25 protein-coding genes are annotated in these 20,377 nt (G+C 50.2%); all 25 read left to right on the top strand.

Features of this window, described 5'->3' with window-relative positions:
* Positions 1 to 5: 5 nt before the first annotated feature.
* The 25 genes from hslU to flhB all read left to right on the top strand — a co-directional run bounded on the left by hslU (position 6) and on the right by flhB (position 20,352).
* Positions 6 to 1,403 carry an ATP-dependent protease ATPase subunit HslU gene (hslU, locus tag FKP33_RS02765; RefSeq protein ID WP_141333895.1) on the top strand — a complete coding sequence of 466 codons (1,398 nt, stop codon included), beginning with the start codon at positions 6 to 8 and terminating at the stop codon, positions 1,401 to 1,403.
* A 23-nt stretch (positions 1,404 to 1,426) separates the two neighbouring features.
* Complete coding sequence (gene codY / locus FKP33_RS02770) at positions 1,427 to 2,200, top strand: GTP-sensing pleiotropic transcriptional regulator CodY (protein WP_054799589.1); 774 nt, start codon at positions 1,427 to 1,429, stop codon at positions 2,198 to 2,200.
* A 253-nt stretch (positions 2,201 to 2,453) separates the two neighbouring features.
* On the top strand, positions 2,454 to 2,852 hold the full coding sequence (gene flgB / locus FKP33_RS02775) for a flagellar basal body rod protein FlgB (protein WP_054799590.1): 399 nt from the start codon (positions 2,454 to 2,456) through the stop codon (positions 2,850 to 2,852).
* A gap of 3 nt (positions 2,853 to 2,855) precedes the next feature.
* On the top strand, positions 2,856 to 3,311 hold the full coding sequence (flgC, locus tag FKP33_RS02780; RefSeq protein ID WP_054796990.1) for a flagellar basal body rod protein FlgC: 456 nt from the start codon (positions 2,856 to 2,858) through the stop codon (positions 3,309 to 3,311).
* Between the two features lie 36 nt (positions 3,312 to 3,347).
* Positions 3,348 to 3,647 carry a flagellar hook-basal body complex protein FliE gene (gene fliE / locus FKP33_RS02785; protein ID WP_054799591.1) on the top strand — a complete coding sequence of 100 codons (300 nt, stop codon included), beginning with the start codon at positions 3,348 to 3,350 and terminating at the stop codon, positions 3,645 to 3,647.
* A 6-nt stretch (positions 3,648 to 3,653) separates the two neighbouring features.
* Complete coding sequence (gene fliF / locus FKP33_RS02790; protein WP_244932866.1) at positions 3,654 to 5,300, top strand: flagellar basal-body MS-ring/collar protein FliF; 1,647 nt, start codon at positions 3,654 to 3,656, stop codon at positions 5,298 to 5,300.
* Between the two features lie 13 nt (positions 5,301 to 5,313).
* Positions 5,314 to 6,330, top strand: coding sequence for a flagellar motor switch protein FliG (gene fliG / locus FKP33_RS02795; RefSeq protein WP_127604559.1), 1,017 nt, complete (start codon positions 5,314 to 5,316; stop codon positions 6,328 to 6,330).
* A complete protein-coding gene (locus FKP33_RS02800; RefSeq protein ID WP_127604557.1) occupies positions 6,323 to 7,141 on the top strand; it encodes a FliH/SctL family protein in 819 nt (272 codons plus the stop codon). Before fliG ends, FKP33_RS02800 begins: the two co-directional genes overlap by 8 nt.
* 4 nt (positions 7,142 to 7,145) lie before the next feature.
* Positions 7,146 to 8,465 carry a flagellar protein export ATPase FliI gene (gene fliI, locus FKP33_RS02805; RefSeq protein WP_127604555.1) on the top strand — a complete coding sequence of 440 codons (1,320 nt, stop codon included), beginning with the start codon at positions 7,146 to 7,148 and terminating at the stop codon, positions 8,463 to 8,465.
* Positions 8,466 to 8,473: 8 nt separating this feature from the next.
* A complete protein-coding gene (gene fliJ, locus FKP33_RS02810; RefSeq protein ID WP_127604553.1) occupies positions 8,474 to 8,914 on the top strand; it encodes a flagellar export protein FliJ in 441 nt (146 codons plus the stop codon).
* A gap of 24 nt (positions 8,915 to 8,938) precedes the next feature.
* Positions 8,939 to 9,862: a MotE family protein gene (locus FKP33_RS02815; RefSeq protein ID WP_054796991.1), complete on the top strand. Its 924-nt coding sequence runs from the start codon at positions 8,939 to 8,941 to the stop codon at positions 9,860 to 9,862.
* 27 nt (positions 9,863 to 9,889) lie between these two features.
* Complete coding sequence (locus FKP33_RS02820) at positions 9,890 to 11,380, top strand: flagellar hook-length control protein FliK (protein WP_141333896.1); 1,491 nt, start codon at positions 9,890 to 9,892, stop codon at positions 11,378 to 11,380.
* 50 nt (positions 11,381 to 11,430) lie between these two features.
* Entirely contained in the window at positions 11,431 to 11,904 is a 474-nt protein-coding gene (flgD, locus tag FKP33_RS02825) for a flagellar hook assembly protein FlgD (RefSeq protein WP_127604549.1), read from the top strand.
* Positions 11,901 to 12,284, top strand: coding sequence for a TIGR02530 family flagellar biosynthesis protein (locus tag FKP33_RS02830; RefSeq protein ID WP_054796993.1), 384 nt, complete (start codon positions 11,901 to 11,903; stop codon positions 12,282 to 12,284). Before flgD ends, FKP33_RS02830 begins: the two co-directional genes overlap by 4 nt.
* A 108-nt stretch (positions 12,285 to 12,392) precedes the next feature.
* The gene (gene flgG, locus FKP33_RS02835; protein ID WP_127604547.1) at positions 12,393 to 13,217 is read left to right on the top strand and encodes a flagellar basal body rod protein FlgG; all 825 of its coding nucleotides are present in this window, start codon (positions 12,393 to 12,395) and stop codon (positions 13,215 to 13,217) included.
* A 66-nt stretch (positions 13,218 to 13,283) separates the two neighbouring features.
* On the top strand, positions 13,284 to 13,505 hold the full coding sequence (locus FKP33_RS02840; RefSeq protein WP_127604545.1) for a flagellar FlbD family protein: 222 nt from the start codon (positions 13,284 to 13,286) through the stop codon (positions 13,503 to 13,505).
* Between the two features lies 1 nt (position 13,506).
* Complete coding sequence (locus tag FKP33_RS02845; RefSeq protein WP_127604543.1) at positions 13,507 to 13,995, top strand: flagellar basal body-associated FliL family protein; 489 nt, start codon at positions 13,507 to 13,509, stop codon at positions 13,993 to 13,995.
* Between the two features lie 42 nt (positions 13,996 to 14,037).
* A complete protein-coding gene (fliM, locus tag FKP33_RS02850; RefSeq protein WP_127604541.1) occupies positions 14,038 to 15,036 on the top strand; it encodes a flagellar motor switch protein FliM in 999 nt (332 codons plus the stop codon).
* A complete protein-coding gene (fliY, locus tag FKP33_RS02855; RefSeq protein ID WP_141333897.1) occupies positions 15,026 to 16,339 on the top strand; it encodes a flagellar motor switch phosphatase FliY in 1,314 nt (437 codons plus the stop codon). The genes fliM and fliY overlap by 11 nt, the downstream gene beginning before the upstream one ends.
* Before the next feature lie 30 nt (positions 16,340 to 16,369).
* Complete coding sequence (locus FKP33_RS02860) at positions 16,370 to 16,732, top strand: response regulator (RefSeq protein ID WP_127604539.1); 363 nt, start codon at positions 16,370 to 16,372, stop codon at positions 16,730 to 16,732.
* A 35-nt stretch (positions 16,733 to 16,767) separates the two neighbouring features.
* Positions 16,768 to 17,403 carry a flagellar biosynthetic protein FliO gene (locus tag FKP33_RS02865; RefSeq protein WP_236595864.1) on the top strand — a complete coding sequence of 212 codons (636 nt, stop codon included), beginning with the start codon at positions 16,768 to 16,770 and terminating at the stop codon, positions 17,401 to 17,403.
* On the top strand, positions 17,400 to 18,161 hold the full coding sequence (fliP, locus tag FKP33_RS02870) for a flagellar type III secretion system pore protein FliP (RefSeq protein WP_127604537.1): 762 nt from the start codon (positions 17,400 to 17,402) through the stop codon (positions 18,159 to 18,161). The genes FKP33_RS02865 and fliP overlap by 4 nt, the downstream gene beginning before the upstream one ends.
* Positions 18,162 to 18,188: 27 nt before the next feature.
* On the top strand, positions 18,189 to 18,458 hold the full coding sequence (fliQ, locus tag FKP33_RS02875) for a flagellar biosynthesis protein FliQ (RefSeq protein WP_054796996.1): 270 nt from the start codon (positions 18,189 to 18,191) through the stop codon (positions 18,456 to 18,458).
* A 10-nt stretch (positions 18,459 to 18,468) separates the two neighbouring features.
* A complete protein-coding gene (gene fliR, locus FKP33_RS02880) occupies positions 18,469 to 19,248 on the top strand; it encodes a flagellar biosynthetic protein FliR (protein ID WP_127604535.1) in 780 nt (259 codons plus the stop codon).
* A 6-nt stretch (positions 19,249 to 19,254) separates the two neighbouring features.
* Positions 19,255 to 20,352, top strand: coding sequence for a flagellar biosynthesis protein FlhB (gene flhB / locus FKP33_RS02885; RefSeq protein WP_127604533.1), 1,098 nt, complete (start codon positions 19,255 to 19,257; stop codon positions 20,350 to 20,352).
* Positions 20,353 to 20,377 lie beyond the last annotated feature (25 nt).

Here is a 20,377-nt window from a genome sequence, read left to right on the forward strand (position 1 = left end):
CGGACGTGCCTGCAAACAGCTTGACTCCGAAAGAAATCGTAGCCGAATTGGATAAATATATTATCGGCCAGCGGCAGGCTAAGAAATCAGTCGCCGTTGCCTTGCGCAACCGTTATCGCCGCAGCCGATTGGAAGAATCGCTCCGGGATGAGATTGTGCCGAAAAACATTCTTATGATCGGACCTACCGGCGTTGGGAAGACGGAAATCGCCCGACGGCTGGCTAAGCTTGTCGGGGCGCCTTTTATTAAAGTCGAAGCGACCAAATTTACGGAAGTCGGGTATGTCGGACGCGATGTCGAATCGATGGTTCGCGATTTGGTCGAAACGTCGATCCGGATGGTGAAAGCGGAGAAAACGGACCGATTGAAGGACAAAGCGGAGCAAATGGTCGTCGAACGTATCGCTGCGATCCTTGTGCCGAGCCCCTCGAAATCGAAAGGACAACGCAACCCGTTCGAAATGTTGTTCGGCAATCAAGGAAATCCGGCGGCCGAAACGGAGCCGGAGAATGACGCCGCGATTATCGCCCGACGCAAAGAAGTGAAGGAGCAGCTTGAGCGAGGCGAGCTTGAGCAGAAGGTGATTGAGATCGAGGTGGAGGACAACAGTCCGACAATGCTCGACATGCTGGGCGGCCAAGGTAACGAGCAGGCGGGCATGAATATGCAGGAGCTGTTCGGGAGCTTATTGCCGAAGCGTACGAAAAAGCGCAAGCTGCCGATCAAGGAGGCGCGCAAGACGCTGCTTCATGAGGAAGCGCAGAAGCTGCTTGATATGGACGAAGTCATTCAGGAGGCGGTGCTTCGCGCGGAGCAAAGCGGCATTATTTTTATCGATGAAATCGATAAAATTTGCAGTTCCGGCCGCGGCGGTGGGCCCGACGTATCACGCGAGGGCGTGCAAAGGGATATCTTGCCGATTGTGGAAGGCTCGACCATTATGACGAAGTACGGACCGGTCAAAACCGATTTTATTTTATTCATGGCTGCTGGGGCGTTTCATATTGCCAAGCCTTCCGATTTAATTCCCGAGCTGCAGGGGCGCTTTCCGATTCGCGTCGAATTAAGCAGCCTGACCCAGCAAGACTTCGTACTGATTTTGAAAGAACCCAAAAACGCACTGACGAAGCAGTATACCGCATTGCTCGAGACCGAGGGCATCCGTGTCGAATTTTCAGATGAGGCGATTCTTGAAATTGCGCGGATTGCCGCAGAAGTGAATCAGAACACCGACAATATCGGTGCGCGCCGTCTGCACACGATACTTGAGAAACTGCTGGAGGACTTGTCTTTTGAAGCGCCTGAGCTTACCTTGGAGCAAATCGTAATCTCTCCCGAATATGTGCGCGAGAAGTTGTCCGATATCGTTCAGAATCGGGATTTGAGCCAATATATACTGTAATCGTTTGACTTGGAGGCACGAACATGACACTTTTGATGAAAACCAGAAGGCTGAATAAATTGTTGCAAAAAGAAGCGGGCAATCCGGTCAGCTTTATGGATATGGCGGCCGTTCTCGGCGATATTTTGTCCGCTGATATTTTTGTCGTCAGCCGGAGGGGAAAGGTGCTGGGCAGTTCGCTTACCACGTCGGGGCAGGAGGCTTGGACGAGGCTTTCCGTTCTGCAAGAAAATCGCTTTCCGAACGAATATAATCAACTTCTCATGCAGGTGACGGAAACGTCGTCGAATTTAGAAGCGGGTTCCGCTTATGACGTGTTCGGCGATCATGCGGATGAGCCGAGATTTCATATCACGCTTGTCCCGATTATTGGAGGCGGGGAACGCCTCGGGACGCTCGTGCTGACGAAGCGCGGCCGCGAATTTATCGACGACGACTTAATATTGGCTGAATACGGTTCAACGGTCGTGGCGATGGAGATTTTGCGGGAAAAGGCGGAGCAGATCGAAGTGGAAGCAAGAAGCAAGGCGGTCGTTCAGGTAGCGGTAGCCTCGCTGTCCTTCAGCGAACTGGAAGCGGTCGAGCATATTTTCGAGCAGCTTGAAGGCATGGAAGGGCTGCTCGTGGCCAGCAAAATCGCCGATCGTGTCGGCATTACGCGTTCGGTTATCGTCAATGCGCTGCGCAAGTTGGAGAGCGCCGGCGTCATCGAAACGCGCTCCCTCGGGATGAAAGGGACGTATATTCGAGTCCTGAATGATCAACTTCTTGCCGGTATACAGAGCGTGAAATTATAAATTTTTTTTGAAATGTGTCGAAATTAACAAAATAACATCGTTTTTTGAAGTCCTATATGAAAATATAGGGCTTTTTTCTTATTGAAATCATTTCCATCTTTCTTCAATATAGATATAGTTCTCGGTTACTACAATATATGCCATGGTTGTTATTATTTTTTTAAAAGATATTGTCGAAGAAAGGAGGATATTACCCCTCCCTTGTTGAATTACTACTCTCAGATTATTTCGTGCGAAAGTAGGAGTTTTTCTTATGATGATCCTGAATAAGCCCGGTTTTCAAATGATGGAACGCTCGTTGGATGCGGCCACCTTACGGCAAAGAGTTATTGCCGATAACATAGCCAACGTCGATACGCCATTTTTTAAGAGATCGGAAGTTCGATTTGAAGAATTGCTGCAGCAGGAAATAAACGGAGGTTCAATCCAAGGATTTCGGACGGATCCGCGGCATATTGAAATTGGGCGTCCCAGTCAGCCCCAGCCGCAGTTGATACGGGACAATCAAACATTAATCAACAATAACCTGAATAATGTCGACATCGATTATGAAATGGCCTTAATGGCCAAGAACCAATTACGCTACAATACGATGGTGCAGCAAGTGAGTGCGGATATCAAAAAGGTTAGAACAGCTATAGGGGGACGGTAATCGATGAGATTAACGAACGGATATGACATAAGTGCTTCCGCCCTGACGGCTCAGCGGTTTCGAATGGATGTCATTTCTTCCAACATTGCCAACGCCGACTCGACGCGCGCGCGCATGGTGAACGGCAAATGGGTACCTTATCAACGAAAGCTCGTAACGATGGAGCCGAAGCAGCAAAGTTTTGCCTACACGCTTCAAAACGCAATGTCCGGTAAGGATGCCGGGGCAGGCGAAGGGGTAAGAATTGCGCAGGTGATTGAAGATACTTCACCGCTTAAGCAAGTATACAATCCGACGCATCCCGATGCGGACGAGAACGGATTTGTCATGCTGCCGAACGTAGACATTCTGAAAGAAATGGTTGACATGATGTCGGCAACGCGATCCTATGAAGCGAATGTTACCGCTTTGAACGCCTCCAAGGCGTTGGTGACCAAAGCGCTCGAAATCGGTAGATAAAAACGACAAGCCATTTGGGTAAAAGGGGTTACGAACATGATTGATAAGCTGAGCTTGCAACCGTTAATGACGGTCAAAGCCGCTGAGCCGAAAACCTTGACCGCTGCTGAAGTGTCCGACCAATTCAGTCGATTTTTAAACGGCGCGATTGCGGATTTGAACGCCCAGCAAGCTGGCGTAGATAAATTGAACAACCAATTCGTTAAAGGTGAAATTTCCGACGTTCACCAACTGATGATTGCCTCCGAAAAAGCATCGCTCGGATTGGAACTAACGGTTCAAGTAAGAAACAAAGTTATTGAGGCCTATCAGGAAATTATGCGTATGCAGGTCTAATCTTACTTGATTTATCTTCGTGATGTTCAGGTTGAATGGGGTGAAATGGTGAACGAGAATGTACTCCAATATTGGAACCGCATTAGACAATATTGGAATCAATTTAGCAAAACACAAAAGTTTACACTGATCGCCACTGTGATTTTGATCATACTGACGGTAGGGATCATCAGTTATAATTTTTCCAAGACGGAGTACGCACTGGCTTATACGAATTTGCAACCTAGCGATGCGGCAGCGATCAAAGGATATTTGGACGGGGCTAAAATCCCGTATCAGCTAAGCGATGACGGGAAGAGCATCGGCGTCCCCCGAAGCGAAGTGGCCAACGTCAAATTGGCGGTCGAATCGCAAGGTTTGAACAAAACCGGCAACGTCGGTTACGGCGCATTTAACCAGAGCAGCACATTCGGGACAACGGATCGCGAGTTCGACGTGAAATACGTCAATGCCGTTCAAGGCGAACTGCAGCAGTTGATCAATTCCAACAATGCCATCCAGAGTTCCAAGGTTCTGATCAGCTTGCCTAAAGAAAGCGTGTTTCTTCCGAAGGGCGCCGAGCCGGAGAAAGCTACCGCATCCGTCGTTCTTGAGATCAAACCCGGATACACGCTGGATCAAGCAAAAGTAGATACGATGTACAACCTCGTTTCCCACAGTGTGAAGGGATTGCCGGTCGAAAATATTACCATTTCCGATCAGAACGGGGACTTGCTGGAATACTCCAAAGGCAAAGGAAAGACGAACGGTTCGTCCAGCCTGGCGAAAGACCAATTCGAAATCAATAACCAATTCCGCAATGATGTGCAGCGGAACGTGCAACAGATGCTCAGTGCCATCCTTGGCAGAGACAAGGTTATCGTCAGCGTGTTCTCTACAATGAACTTTGATCAAACGAGCTCTAAGCGCAATCTGGTGACGGCTCCCAATGAAGTCGATCAAAGAGGACTTGAAATTTCCGTTCAGGAAATTCAAAAAAATTATAACAGCGACAACAGCGCCGCAAACGCCGGTGTACCGGGAACCGGTGCAACCGATGTACCCGGATATCCAGGCAGTAACAACAGCGGCACGTCCAATTCCGAAGAATTGCAGCGAACCGTAAACTATGAAGTGAACCGCATCACGGAAGAAATCGTAGCTACACCATACACTGTAAAGGATTTAACCATTAACGTCGGGGTTGAACCACCCGATCCGGCAGATCCGAATTCATTAACTCCGCAAACGACGGAAGCGGTGCGCCAGATTCTTGTCAACATTGTTCGCGCGGCGCTGGCAGACAGCAAAGTGACGCTGACCGACGAAGATTTAGCTAAAAAAGTAACGGTGTTTCCCCATACGTTCGCTAAAACGAACGAATCGCAAGCTACCGCTTCCAACGCAATGCTCCTTTACGGAGGCCTGGGCGGATTGGCATTGGCGTTACTCGCGGGAGGGGCTTTCTGGTTCATGCGGCGCAGACGCAAAGCGCAAGAGGAAGCCGAAGCAGCTGCACTGCTCGAAGATGCGGCACCGAAAGTGGAATTCCCGACTATTGATATCGACAATGTTAATAATGAAAACCAAATACGCAAGCAGCTGGAACAGTTGGCTAAACGGAAACCGGACGAGTTCGTTAATCTGCTTCGTACTTGGTTAGTAGACGAATAGAGGTGTACAGTGCTTGGCTAAAGTACAGCAACCCATTTTATCGGGACGGCAAAAAGCTGCTATTCTTCTGATCAGCTTAGGACCCGAGGTATCGGCCCAAATTTTTAAACATTTGCGGGATGAAGAGATCGAGCAGCTTACGTTGGAAATAGCCAATGTCCGAAAAGTCGATAATGCCGAAAAAGACGCGATTATGGCTGAGTTTCATCAAATTTGCCTAGCGCAAGAATTTATCTCGCAAGGCGGTATCTCGTACGCCAAAGAAATTTTGGAGAAGGCGCTCGGTTCCCAGAAGGCGCTCGACATCATAAACCGACTGACTGCGACGCTGCAAGTCAGGCCGTTTGATTTTGCGCGCAAAGCGGATCCGGCCCAAATTTTAAACTTTATCCAGAACGAAAACTCGCAAACCATCGCGCTTGTGCTCTCTTACTTGCAGCCGGAGCAAGCGTCGATCATTCTTTCTTCGCTGCCGCAAGATAAACAAGCGGATGTCGCCAAGCGGATTGCGCTGATGGACAGCACGTCGCCGGAGGTCATCAGCCAAGTCGAACGCGTGCTGGAGCAAAAACTGTCCGCTACCGTGACACAGGATTATACGAATGCAGGCGGGATTTCTTCGGTTGTTCAAATCTTGAACGGTGTCGACCGCGGGACGGAAAGGACCATTCTGGACTCCCTGGAGATTCAAGACCCGGAGCTTGCCGAAGAAATCAAGAAACGCATGTTTGTCTTCGAAGATATCGTCAACATCGACAATCGTTCGATTCAACGCATTATTCGCGATATCGAGAACGCCGACCTTCAGCTTGCGCTTAAAGTTGCCAGCGAAGAAGTGCGTGAAGCCATCTTCAAGAACATGTCCAAACGGATGGCCGAAACGTTCCGCGAAGAAATGGAATTCATGGGTCCTGTCCGCTTGCGCGACGTAGAAGAAGCACAAACGCGCATTGTATCGACGATCCGCCGTTTGGAAGAAGCCGGTGAGATCATCATCGCACGTGGCGGAGGAGATGATATTATTGTCTAATGTCATCAAGTTTTTTCAATATGTTCCTGTCGAGGACACGAAAATTGTCGAACAACCGAAGCCGCCGTTGCCGGATCTTGAAGAAACGGCTGAGGAAGGCCGCACGGCCGAACAGCAGCAGGAACTCGACGAGCTGAACCGTGAGAAAGCGCAAATCATTCAAGACGCGCAAAGTTTTGCCGAAGAGCAAGTTCGCGCGGCGATGGACGAGGTGGCTGTCTTAAAAGAACAGGCGCAGGCCGAGATCGAGGCCTGGTGGCAAGAACGCCGGATGCTGGACGAAAGCGTGCTGCAGGAAAACAAAGAGCAAGGCTATCTGCAAGGCTATGAGGCAGGCTTGGCGCAAGCGGAAGCCGAGCTCCGCGAGCGTTACGACCAGATGCTGCAGGAGGCGGCTCAAACCTTGGAGCAAGCGTATATATTGAAGCAAGAGATCATTCAGGAATCCGAACCGTTTCTTATTGAAATGAGCTGTTCGATCGCCGAGAAAATTATCGGACGCCAGCTGTCGCTGGAACCGCAATGGGTGACGGAGATGATTCGCAAGGTGCTTGCGCGTCGCAGGGAAAAGGGAATGATTGCGCTTTGTGTTTCCCCTTCCCAGTTCTCCTATATTCAAGACGCGCGGGACGAGCTGTTGCTGCATATCGATTCCCAGGCCGAGCTGCAAATCATTCCGGATGGTTCGGTGCAAGATCATGGCTGTGTCATTCGCTCATCCTTCGGCAGTATCGACGCAAGAATCGATACGCAGTTGAACGAAATTAAGCAAGCGCTGCAAGATCTCGCCATCCGCAACGAAGGAGGCTAACCTGATGCAAAGCCCGTCCGCTCAAAAATATATTGATCATCTCAGGCAGATGGATCCGATTCGCGTTAACGGCAAGGTGACGCAAGTTATCGGACTGACGGTGGAATCCGAGGGGCCGGATGCGAGCGTCGGCGACGTCTGTTACATTTATCCGTTTAAATCGAATCAGCCCTTGAAGGCGGAAGTGGTTGGTTTCAAAAATAACAAAGTGATCTTGATGCCGCTCGGCGAGCTGAATTCCATCGGTCCCGGCTGCGACGTAGTCGGAACGGGCAAGCCGCTGACCGTGCAGGTCGGTCACGAATTGCTCGGTAAAGTGCTGGACGGTCTCGGACAACCGCTCGATGGAACGTTCTTGCCGGCAAGAATGACCCATTATTCGACCAACAACGTCCCCAGCAATCCTCTGAAGCGTCCGCGGGTTCAGGAGCCGATTAGTGTCGGCGTGCGTTGTATCGACGGTTTGTTAACGATCGGCAAAGGTCAGCGCGTCGGTATTTTTGCAGGATCCGGCGTCGGGAAAAGTACGCTGATGGGAATGATCGCAAGAAATACGTCAGCGGACGTCAATGTCATTGCCCTTATTGGTGAGCGTGGACGCGAGGTGCTTGATTTTATCGAACGCGACCTCGGACCGGAGGGACTGGCCCGCTCTGTCGTTATCGTCGCTACTTCCGATCAGCCTGCGCTAATTCGGATCAAAGGCGCTTTGATCGCCACTAGCATTGCCGAGTATTTCCGCGATCGCGGACTTAACGTCATGATGATGATGGATTCCGTTACACGTTTTGCGATGGCACAGCGGGAAGTTGGTCTTGCCGTTGGCGAACCGCCTGCAACGCGAGGTTACACCCCTTCTGTTTTTGCTACGCTGCCCAAGCTGCTGGAGCGATCCGGAACCGGGCCGAAAGGATCGATCACAGCGTTCTACACGGTGCTGGTCGACGGCGACGATATGAACGAACCGATTGCGGATGCGGTAAGGGGTATTTTGGACGGTCATATCGTTCTCAATCGAGGTATCGCGAACCGCGGTCACTATCCGGCCATTGACGTGCTTGCGAGCGTCAGTCGGGTCATGAAAGAAATCGTGCCTCAAGAACAGCAGCTTGCAGCCGAAAACTTGAAGCGTTTGTTAGCTGTATATAAAGATTCGGAAGACTTGATCAATATAGGGGCGTACCAGAGAGGGTCGAACCCGGAAATCGACCTCTCCATGGATTCGATCCAATCGATCTGGGACTATACGAAGCAGCGGGTACACGACAAGTTGACCTATGCGGAAGCAACGGAGCAATTAATTCAACAATTTTATAGGGGTTGAGACCACTGATGCGCTTTCGGTACGCTTTTCAAAAAATCGTGGATCTGAAAGAGAACGAGAAAACTCAAGCGGAATGGGTTTTGTCTGAGGCGATCGGTCAAATGCGTAAAGAGGAGTCGAAGCTTTCCGAGCTTCAACAGTCCAAAACGGATATCCAGGAACAATTGCATGAAGCATCCGGTCGACGGACAACGGTTTCCAATCTCATGCTGCTGCAAAGTTATGTCGATCACATTGAAGGCCGAATTCAGGCGAAACACCGCGACGTTCAGCAGGCGAGAGGGGTCGTGCAGTTGAGACAGGATGATTTGAATGGAAAGATGCTCGAAGAAAAAGTATGGAACAAAGCGAAAGAGAAGGCGTACCAACGGTTCACCGCCGATCTGCTGAAGCGTGAACAGGACCAGTTGGATGAAATGGCGACGAACCGGTATAAACGGCTTTCTTAGCCTAAGCAGGGGAGGTGACGGTAGATGGCAGACGCAGACACAGAGCAAACCGCATCTTACGGCGCCATGGAGCGTTTTCTGATATGGTTCCTCATTCCGTTCGTTTTTACGGCCGTTTTGCTCGGGGTGTTGCTGACGATTTTCGATTACGACGTGATGAATAATGTGTTGAAAACGGCCAATAAAATACCCGTCGTCAACCAAGTGATTCCTGATCCTCAGTCGGATACGGATAGCGGGAAACCGCAGACTGAGGCGGCGAAGGCCCAAGAGGAGGGGGCCGACCCGACGAAGGATGATCAGGTTGCGCAAATGACGTCATCCGTCCAGCAGAAGGATCAGGATCTGCAAAAAGCGGAGGCGGCGATTCAACAACGGGATCAACAAATCAAAGAGCTTCAGTTGAAGAACAGCTCGCTTGAAGAACAAATGAAAACGAAGACACAGTCGGATGAAGAATATAAGGCACAAATTCAGCAGCTGGCAAGCCTGTATGCGAAGATGTCCCCCAGTAAATCGGCACCGATCCTGGAGAACTTGACGTTGAACGAACAAGTGCTGGTGCTGAGTATGATGAAGAACGACGAACGCGTGAAAATTTTGGAAAAGATGGATCCGAAGAAGGCGGCGGAAGCTTCCATTTTGATCAAGGATCAGAAGCTCGTTCGCGATACGGAACTTGCGGCTCTTCAAGAAAGGCTGCAAGCAATGCAAGCGCCGGCAGCCAAGACCGACAAGCTTAGCAAGGACGATCTGGGATCGACCTTCGCCAACATGACGCCGAAAAGCGCTGCGACGGTACTGCTGGAGCTTCAAAAGACGACGCCGGATAAAGTCATTTCCATCTTGAATTCCATGGACAATGCCGGCAGGTCGAAAATTCTTTCTGCCATTTCGGATCAATCGAAAGAAACGGCGGCTTTAATTTCGGCCCGACTCGCTCAATAGAAGCTTGAAAGGAGGTGAAAAGAAAAGATGGAAATTCAAGCTCAATCTGTGGCCCTGGGCGGCACTGCATCTGCAGGCGGAAGCGCCAATTCAGCGGGTTCTGCGCAAGGCTCCGCTTCAGGCGGGAGTGCGTTCTTGACGACGTTAACCGGAATGCTTGTCGGAGAAGCGAATCAAGCCGGCAGCGAGGCCAAGGGCGGGATGAACGGATTAAGCGCCTTGATTCAATGGCTCAACCCGTTAGCGGCGGCCGCTTCCGTTATGAACGAACAGTCGACCGAACTCCAGGCCGGGCAAATTGACGGTCTCCTTCAATTGCTGGAGCAGACGGAGCGTCAGGAAGACGTCGACGCGCTGCTAAGCAATCCGGATCTTCAAGCTTGGCTTGCCGAACTTCAAGCGCTTCTTGCGTCTCTGCTATCGACAGATGCAAGTGCCGGTAAGGATGGCGAAGCGGCTGAGCATCCGAAGCAGGCCGGAGAAAAAGCTCATCCAGGTGAAGAACAAATGTTAAATCCGCAATTGTTCATACCGCTATTGACGCAAGTCGCTACAGACGCTTCGGAGTCTGCGGCGAACGCTCAGTCGAAGTTATTGTCTTCAGCCGAAGTCGTACAGATACTAAAGCAGCTTAAAGAAATAATGGCCGGCGGGCCCCTGCATCCGAGCTTGCAACAAGCGATGAAAGAGTTGCCGTCTGCGTTATTGTCGGCGGCCGCAACATTCGGCGAGTTACATAAAGCGAAAAGCGATACGCAACAAGCTGTGCAAACCGCTGTTTCAGCGAAAGCGAGTACGGATTCGGAGAATCCTTCAACCGCTCCGCTAGTTCAGGTTGTTTCCAATCCGATGCACAAACTCGAAGCGCTCGCTTTGGCACAGCATGCCTTAAAGCTGACGAGCGAACTAAGCGGCAGCGAAGAGGAAGCGCCTTTATTCGAACCGCTTCGTTCGGAGGATGGTCAATCGGGAACTTCCCAGCCGATGACGATGCACGATTTCATGAAACAAGTACAGAACGGGCAGATGGTTTCGAAATCAGCGTCGCTGCATATGCCTGCTTCGTCCTTCACTGAGGATATGACGCAATTTATCGTCAGCTCCTTCGTACTTGGGACGACGGCCGACGGCTTGACAGAAGCGAAAATTTCTCTTTATCCGCAGCACTTGGGTCATGTAGAAGTCAAGCTGACGATGCAAAACGGACATCTGATCGCCCAATTCGTAGCGGACAGCGCAGCGGGCAAAGAAATGTTGGAGGCACAGCTCTCCCAATTGAAGAACACCTTGCAGACGCAAGGCATTCAAGTGGATAAGCTGGAGGTCAGTCAAAGCCAAAGCTATCAATCCGGGATGTTCCAGGAAGGACGCCAACAGCAATCGCAGCAACCGTCCAAGCAGAAAAATTCGGGCAGCAATAAAGCTGCTTCTTTAGATGAACTTGGAGAGACGGAAAGGATGTCCGGCGTAGGAGACAATCGGACAGGCGTTAACGGTTCGATTGACGTCATCGCCTAAGTTGCGCTGTACGGCGGTTGGAGATAAGCGGGAAGCAGGAGGTGAACAACATGGCCGATTCCAACATCAGCACGAAAAATATTTGGCCTTATTATTCGAAAGCGAACGTCGACCGCGCAGAAAAGAAGACGGAAGGCAGCGAGCTCGGCAAAGACCAATTTCTGAAAATATTAATTACACAATTAAAAAATCAGGATCCGACTCAGCCTTTGCAGGATAAAGAGTTTATCGCGCAGATGGCGCAGTTTACTTCGGTCGAGCAGCTGACGAATATGAGCAGCGAAATGAAATTGTTGCGCCAGTCTCTAGGCTTCGCATCGGGACTGATCGGCAAAGAAATTACTTGGTCTTACGCAGATAACGAGGGCACGACTCACTCCAAAACCGGGGTTGTCGAGTCGATTACCGTTAAAGATCATCAGCAATTTGCAAAAGTGAACGGCGAAGAGGTCGCGCTCGAAAATATTTCGCAGATCGGCAACCCGGCTCCTTCAAAGGAACCTGCAGGGGGAGAGGCACCATGACGGAACGGATGACGGTAGGTCAGCTATTTCCGAATGGCGTTACGCCTGCGCTCTCGAAGCCGCCTCAAACGAGAACTGGACGGGAAGCGCCATCGACTTCGTTTGATTCGATCTTGCACCACCAATTCGTACGCTTCAGTCATCATGCGGAAGAACGGTTGCGCCAAAGAGGCATTCAGTTCCAGCCCGAACAACTGGCGAAGATCCAGTCCGCCATCGACAAAGCGGCAACGAAAGGCGCCAAAGATTCGTTGATGCTCATTAACGATACGGCTTTAATCGTGAACATTAAGAACCGGACCGTGGTTACCGCAATGGACGGAGCATCAATGAAAGACAACTTGTTTACGCAAATTGACAGCGCCATGATCATTTCTTAAGAACAGGCCGGCCCGGAGTTCGGAGGCCTTGGTTGTGGACCGACTGAAACAACCAGTAACACCATTAAGCAAGGCTGACGAGTTCAGCCTTTAGGAGGCAATCGATCGATGTTAAGATCTCTTTATTCCGGTGTTTCGGGTATGAGAGGATTTCAAACGAAGTTGGACGTTATCGGGAATAACATCGCTAATGTGAACACGGTCGGGTTCAAGACCGGACGCGTGATGTTTAAAGATATTTTGAGCCAAACGGTCGCCGGGGTCTCGGCTCCGACGGAGGAAAGAGGCGGCGTGAATTCGAAGCAGATCGGTCTTGGCGTTACGGTTGCCGCGGTTGATACGATTCATACGCCGGGCAGCGCGATGACGACGAACAAACCGACCGACCTGCGGATCGACGGCGACGGATTTTTCGCGGTTTCCTCGATGGTAGACGGAGGCGACGGCCCATATTTGACTCGTGCCGGTAACTTTGAGCTGGATGCATTGAATCGCCTCGTGAATGCGGACGGGATGTTCGTCTTGAATACCGAAGGCACAGCGGTCACGTTGGAGGATGGCGTTACGGCTTTCTCCATCTCCCAGAACGGGGAGATTATCTCGGTTGCTGCCGATGGAACGGCGACTCCGACCGGACAGCTTATCGCTGTTGCTAAAGTGACGAACCCTGCCGGTCTTGAGAAAATCGGGGGTAACATGTACCGGATGACGCCGAACTCCAACACGGAAGAACTCGATCTGGGCGCCGCTACTGCCGCGAATCCGGAGACGGGAACGGGAGCTATCATCTCCGGTCAGCTTGAAATGTCCAATGTGGACTTAACGAGCGAATTTACGGAAATGATTATCGCACAGCGGGGGTTCCAATCGAACTCCAGAATCATCACAACTTCAGATGAAGTGCTTCAGGAAGTAGTCAACTTAAAAAGATAGTAACGTTCAGTATCAGTAAACGGGGGAGCCGGTCTCCCCCGATCCTATCCCAAGCGGAGGTAGCCGATGGTAACGCTCACCCGGCTTAACGGCAAACCGATCATGGTTAATGCCTTACTGATTGAGACGATTGAAGAGACTCCGGATACTATGATTACTTTGGTGACCGGAAAAAAAATAATGGTGCTCGAACCGGTGCCGGAAGTTGTCGCCATGGTACAGCGCTTTTTGCAGACCGTAGGTCTCATCGGCGGAACGATAAAGAGCCTGAATTCGGAGGGGTCGTAAGTTGTTTAAAAGTAAAATTTTTATCATGGTCGTAGCTATACTTATTGCGATAACTTTAATTTTAACTGCAGCGTTCGTTCTCTGGAATTACATGGATAAATCCAGTTCCGATCCCCAAGACCAAGCGCAGCAATTGGTACGGGAAGTAAAATCCGGTAAAAAATTAACACCGGTACAAGTGAAAGAAAATACGGTCGAAATGAAAGACGTTCTGACAAACCTGGCCACGGCGAGCGGGGCAAGCGCGAAGTTCGTGAAAGTAAGCTTTGCCTTTGAACTTGAAAACAAGAAGGCTAAAGAAGAGTTTGATTTCCAGCAAAGCCGGATGAAAGCAATCGTAATTGAAACGTTGGCCGATATGACGCCGGAACAAGTTTCGGGCAAAAAAGGCTTTGACAATCTCACTTCAGCCCTTATGAATAGAATGAATGAACTGCTACACGAAGGTAAATTGAATCAAATCCTTATTACCGATATCGTTCTCCAATAGATTGAGGGATATTCGCGAATAAGCAAGCGGGAGGTGACGCAGATGGTAGATGTGCTTTCGCAGAATGAGATAGACGCCCTGCTAGCGGCGCTCTCATCCGGTGAAATGGATGCGGAAGAACTTAAAAAGGAAGAAACTCAGAAAAAAGTTCGAGCCTATGATTTCAAACGCGCAGTGCGGTTTTCCAAGGACCACATTCGCAGCTTAACTCGAATTCACGAAAACTTTGCCCGTTATTTAACGACTTATTTTTCCGCACAGCTCCGGACCTTTGTACAAATAAATGTTGTCCAGGTCGAGCAGCTGCCTTATGATGAATTCATACGGTCCATTCCAAAAATGACCATCCTGAACATTTTCGAAGCGGAGCCTCTGGAAGGAAGAATGGTGCTCGAGGTGCATCCGAACGTGGCTTTTGCCATGCTCGATCGTTTGCTGGGAGGATCGGGTACCTCGCCAACCAAAATTAACGCTTTAACCGAGATCGAAACGATCGTCATGGAGCGGATTTTCAGCAGAGCGTTTGAAAGTTTGCAGGAAGCGTGGAAGACGGTCATTGATTTGTCCCCAAGGCTGGAAGCTTTGGAGACAAATCCGCAATTTATGCAGATCGTCTCGCCTAACGAAACGATTGCCTTAATTTCGTTAAGCACCAAGATCGGGGATACGACGGGGATGATCAACTTATGTATTCCACACGTCGTCATTGAGCCGATTATGCCGAGATTGTCGGTTCATCACTGGTTTGTGTCCCAGAAGAAGACGAGTGCCCCGGAAGAGCAGACGGCTTTGCAGAATCGGCTTCATAAGGCAAAGCTGCCGATTATCGCAGAGCTGGGCGCTTCCCAAATATCCGTACGCGAGTTTCTCAGCCTAAATGCAGGCGACGTCATTACGTTGAACAAATCGGTAAATGAGCCGCTGCATATACGGATAGGGGAAAGGTTGAAGTTTTATGGCAGTCCGGGTACGACCCGCGGTAAGCTGGCTATACAAATCAGTGAGATTGTCAGTGAAGGAGTAGAAGAGAATGACGAATAATAAGGATTATTTGTCTCAAGAAGAGATCGACGCCTTGCTGAGACAGTCTTCCGAAAGCGAGTCAAGCGGTGGTTTTTCGAGCGGCTCGAGTCCAAGAGTAGAAGACTACTTATCGTCGCTGGAACAAGATGCGTTAGGCGAGATCGGCAATATCACATTCGGCAGCGCCGCGACAGCCTTATCGACCTTGCTCGGTAAGAAAGTCGATATCACCACGCCAAAAGTTTCTGTGATTGCCCGAGCCGACTTGGTCGAAGAGTTTCCTAAGCCGCATGTCGCTGTCCACGTTAACTATGTCGACGGATTTGACGGCATCAACCTGTTGGTCATCAAGACGCGCGATGCGCAAGTGATTGCCGATTTGATGATGGGCGGAGACGGTACGGGGCAAAATATGGAATTGTCTGAAATTCATATCAGTGCCGTACAAGAAGCGATGAACCAAATGATGGGGTCATCCGCTACTTCAATGTCGACGATATTTAACCGATTCGTCAACATTTCGCCGCCGGGGATCGATATCTTGGATTTGGCAGAGGGCGGCGAACCTTCATCGATTCCGCAAGTAGACGTCTTTATCAAGGTTTCATTCCGCTTGACGATTGGCGACTTGATCGACTCCACGATCATGCAACTGCTGCCCGTCGCGTTCGCGCGGGAGATGGTCTCCACCCTGATGGGCGGCGGAGACATGCAGGAAACGGCCGCTCCGCCGCCGTCGGCTCCGCCTGCTCCGCCTGCTCCGGGCTCGATGGCGCAGGACACGCTTACGCCGCCTCCTGCGGCGCCTTCGAATGATGCATACCAGCAGCCGCAGGTTCAGCAACCGATGTACCAGCAAGCGCCGATGTATCAAGAACCGCCGATGCAGCAGCCGATGTACCAGCAAGCGCCGATGTATCAACAGCCCCCGATGATGCAGCCGCCGGGCTATGCGCCGCAGCCTGCCGCTTACGGGATGCCGACAGGGCGTAACGTCAATGTTCAGCCTGCGCAGTTCTCGAATTTCACGCCGCCGCAGCTGTCGCCTGCCGAAGATACGAACTTGAACTTGCTCTTGGACATCCCATTGAAAGTAACGGTGGAACTCGGTCGCACGCATAAGGTGATCAAGGACATTTTGGAGCTTTCGCAAGGGTCGATTATCGAACTTGATAAACTCGCAGGAGAGCCGGTTGATATTCTCGTCAATAACAAGCTTATTGCAAAAGGCGAAGTCGTCGTTATCGATGAAAATTTCGGTGTTCGTGTCACGGATATCGTAAATCAGTGGGACCGGATTCAAAAACTGCAACAATACTAAACCATAGCGCTCTAGGAGGACTGTATACCCATGGCAAACCGAATTCTGATTGTAGACGATGCAGCATTTATGAGAATGATGATCCGCGATATTTTGTCCAAAAACGGTTACGAGGTTTGCGGTGAAGCGAACGATGGCGCACAAGCGATCGAGAAATACAAAGAGCTGCGTCCCGATCTAATCACGATGGACATTACGATGCCTGAGATGGACGGTATCCAAGCGTTGAAAGAAATTAAAAAAATCGATGCCAACGCCAAGGTCATCATGTGTTCCGCGATGGGGCAGCAGGCGATGGTTATCGATGCGATTCAAGCCGGTGCCAAGGACTTTATCGTGAAGCCGTTTCAAGCGGATCGCGTTATCGAAGCCATTAAGAAAACGTTGGGGTAACCCGAAACTTCACGAATTGAAGGGAATGTGAGCACTTGAAGAGACTCGCAACCAAGACGTTGCTAGCCGTTCTCGTTCTATGGATGCAAACAGCGGCGTGGTTAGCTGCTGTTTGTTTCGGGGAAACGGGGACCGATGCGCCCGGTTCGAGTCCTTTTGACTCACCGGACAACATCTATTCAGCCGGAGACACGCTCGGGATGATTGTCAAAGTCATTTTTTTTCTTATTCTCATTATCGTCATCTTCTTTGTGATTATGAAGATCATTGCTCAAAAAAATAAGTACTTCACAGGAAGATCCATTCGGTCGCTTGGCGGTTTGCCTCTCGGACAAAACAAATCGATCCAAGTCGTTGAGATCGGGAAGTCGCTCTATATCGTGGGGGTTGGCGAGAACATCCAACTGCTCGAGAAGATTGAAGACGAAGCGGAGGTCGCGCTCATTCGCGACATGATGACTGCGGGTCCGGCTATGACGGCGCCGGCGTTCGAATCGTTTGGCGGCTGGCTGAAAAAGCTGAGACAGAAGCCAGAGGTGGAGGAAGAGCTTGACATTGAAGCAACCTCGTTCCAGCACGTGTTCCAGACCAAGATGACGGACCGTAAGAAGATGATGGAGGAGCTGCTCCAGCAAGACAATAATTCAGATCGGTTGAATGATAAACCATGAAAAAGCTCATCAAATTATTACCGCTGCTTCTGCTTGCCGGAATGCTCTGCTCGGTTTCCGGCCAAGCGTTCGCGGCGGATCCGATTCCGGGTATTAATATCGATATCGGGACAGCGAACAGTCCGGACAATGCGTCGGGTACCGTTACGATCATACTCCTGATTACGATTCTTAGTCTTGCGCCTGCCATCCTCGTCATGATGACAAGTTTCACCCGGATTATCATTGTGCTCGGTTTCGTCCGAACGTCCCTGGGTACGATGCAAATGCCGCCGAATCAAGTACTGATCGGATTGGCGATGTTTCTAACCTTCTTTATTATGGCGCCGACGTTAGGTGAAATAAACGAGACGGCTTTCCAGCCTTATATGAAGGGGGAAATTACGCAAACCGCCGCATTGGATAAAGCGTCGATTACGATGAAGCAATTTATGTTTCAGCATACGCGCCAGAAAGATTTGAAGCTGTTTCTCGACTATACCAAAGCCGCGCCTCCGAGCGGCGTGGAAGATACGCCGCTGACCGCGCTCGTTCCGGCCTATGCGATTAGTGAGCTGAAGACGGCGTTTCAAATGGGCTTTATGGTATTCATTCCGTTTCTAGTCATCGACATGGTTGTCGCGAGCACCTTGATGGCGATGGGGATGATGATGCTTCCCCCGGTCATGATATCGCTGCCTTTTAAAATACTGCTGTTCATCCTGGTTGACGGTTGGTATTTGGTCGTGCGCTCACTGCTGCTCAGTTTCAATTCGTAATCGAGACCCGAAAAGGAGGGACTTGCTTTGAGCTCGGAGTTTATTATCGGGTTGGCCGGCGAAGCGGTTTATACAACGTTAAAGGCCAGCGCTCCGATGATGGTGGTCGCTCTTGTCATCGGCTTGATTATCAGCGTTTTTCAGGCAACGACTCAAATTCAAGAGGCTACGCTGGCTTTTGTACCGAAAATCGTGATGGTGCTCGTCTCGATTCTGATTTTCGGACCCTGGATTCTAAATACGCTCGTCGATTTTACTTATAATCTTATGAACAATCTTTACAAATTCGTCGGGTAGGTACATGTAGATGGCTTGGTTCGTACAGTATCTCCCTGGATTTCTGCTGTTTTTTTGTCGAATTACTTCGTTTTTTGTGGTCGCGCCTATTTTTTCGGGTCGAAATGTGCCTGCGCAGTTTAAAATCGGGATCTCGGTTTTCGTAGCGTTTATCGCTTTTGTCGGGGCCGGCACCCAATCGCCGGTTGCTATGGATTCGATGTACGTGCTGCTGATTATACGGGAAATATTGGTCGGCTTATGCTTGGGCTTTGTCGCCTATATGTTTTTCACAATCGTGCAAATTGCAGGATCGTTCATTGACATTCAAATCGGGTTCGGTATTGCGAACGTCATCGATCCGATGACGGGAACGCAAAGCCCGGTGATCGGCAACCTGAAATTTATGGTCGCCTCGATGCTGTTTCTGTCGCTAAACGGTCATCATTATTTGCTCGAAGCCATCATGCGAAGCTATGAATGGATCCCGTTAAACAACGAGACGTTCGCCAAGTTTTATGGCGGGCAAATTTCAGACTTTATGTTGAAGTCATTCTCAAGCGTATTTGCGTTAAGTTTCCAAATGGCCGCACCGCTTATCGTTGCGATGTTTTTGACGGACGTCGGTCTCGGGCTTCTGGCGAGGGTCGCGCCGCAATTCAATATTTTTGTGATCGGGCTTCCGGTCAAGCTGTTGCTCGGCCTTATTATGTTGGTTTTATTATTTCCTGGTTACGAGTCTCTGTTCAGCAATATTTTCGCCAAAATGATGGAATCGATCAAGAGCTACTTCGGATTGTTTCAAACCTAAGGGGGGATGGACGTGGCGGCACTTCGTTTACAACTCGACCTGCAGCTGTTTGCCGGGGAAAAGACGGAAGACGCGACGCCCAAGAAGAAACAAGATGCAAGAAAACAAGGACAAGTGGCCAAAAGTATGGAACTGCCCGCTGCCTTTATCTTGTTTTTTTCCTTCCTGGCGTTTTACTTGTTCGGCGGGTTCATGAAAGGACATCTGGTCGGCGTTTTCCGATCGATCTATACGGACTTCCTGCTGGTCGACCTCACATCGCCCAATATGATGGTGTTATACGAGCAGCTGGCGCTGCAGATGCTGCTGATATTAAGCCCGATTTTCGTAATCGCGGTCGTCATAGCCGTGCTCGGCAACTATTTGCAATTCGGCTTCCTCCTCACGGGCGATCCGCTGATGATGAAATTCAGCAAAATGAACCCTCTTGAAGGCGCGAAACGAATGTTTTCGATGAGGTCGGTCGTTGAGTTTCTGAAGTCCATGTTGAAAATGAGCATTATCGGTTATGTCGTGTATTCGGTCTTATGGGGCGAGAAAGCGCACATTATGCAGCTAGCGCATCTCCCTCTTCAGGAGATTCTGACTTTTACTTCTTCGCTCGTGTTGAACCTTGGCGTGAAAATCGGAGGCATTTTGATCATACTGGCCATTTTCGATTTTTTGTATCAGAAATATGAGCATGAGAAGAATTTGAGAATGTCCAAACAGGACATTAAAGACGAGTATAAGAAGTCGGAAGGGGATCCGCTGATCAAAGGGAAAATTCGGGAGAAACAGCGCCGTATGGCGATGCAGCGTATGATGCAGGACGTGCCCAAGGCCGACGTTATCATTACGAACCCTACCCACTTTGCCGTGGCTCTCCAGTACGACGGTTCGAAGATGCAGGCTCCGACCGTCATTGCCAAAGGGACCGACTTCGTCGCTCTCAAGATCAGACAAGTCGCCAAAGACCATGGCGTCGCTACGATCGAAAATAAACCGCTCGCCCGGGCTTTGTACGCTCAGGTGGAAATCGGAGAAGCGATTCCCGCCGACATGTTCCAAGCCGTGGCCGAAGTATTAGCCTATGTATACAAACTTAAAGGCAAGGCATTGTGATCTTGGCCTGAAGATAGCGAACGAA

The sequence above is a fragment of the Paenibacillus sp. tmac-D7 genome, from assembly GCF_006519665.1.
GTDB lineage: Bacteria > Bacillota > Bacilli > Paenibacillales > NBRC-103111 > Paenibacillus_G > Paenibacillus_G validus.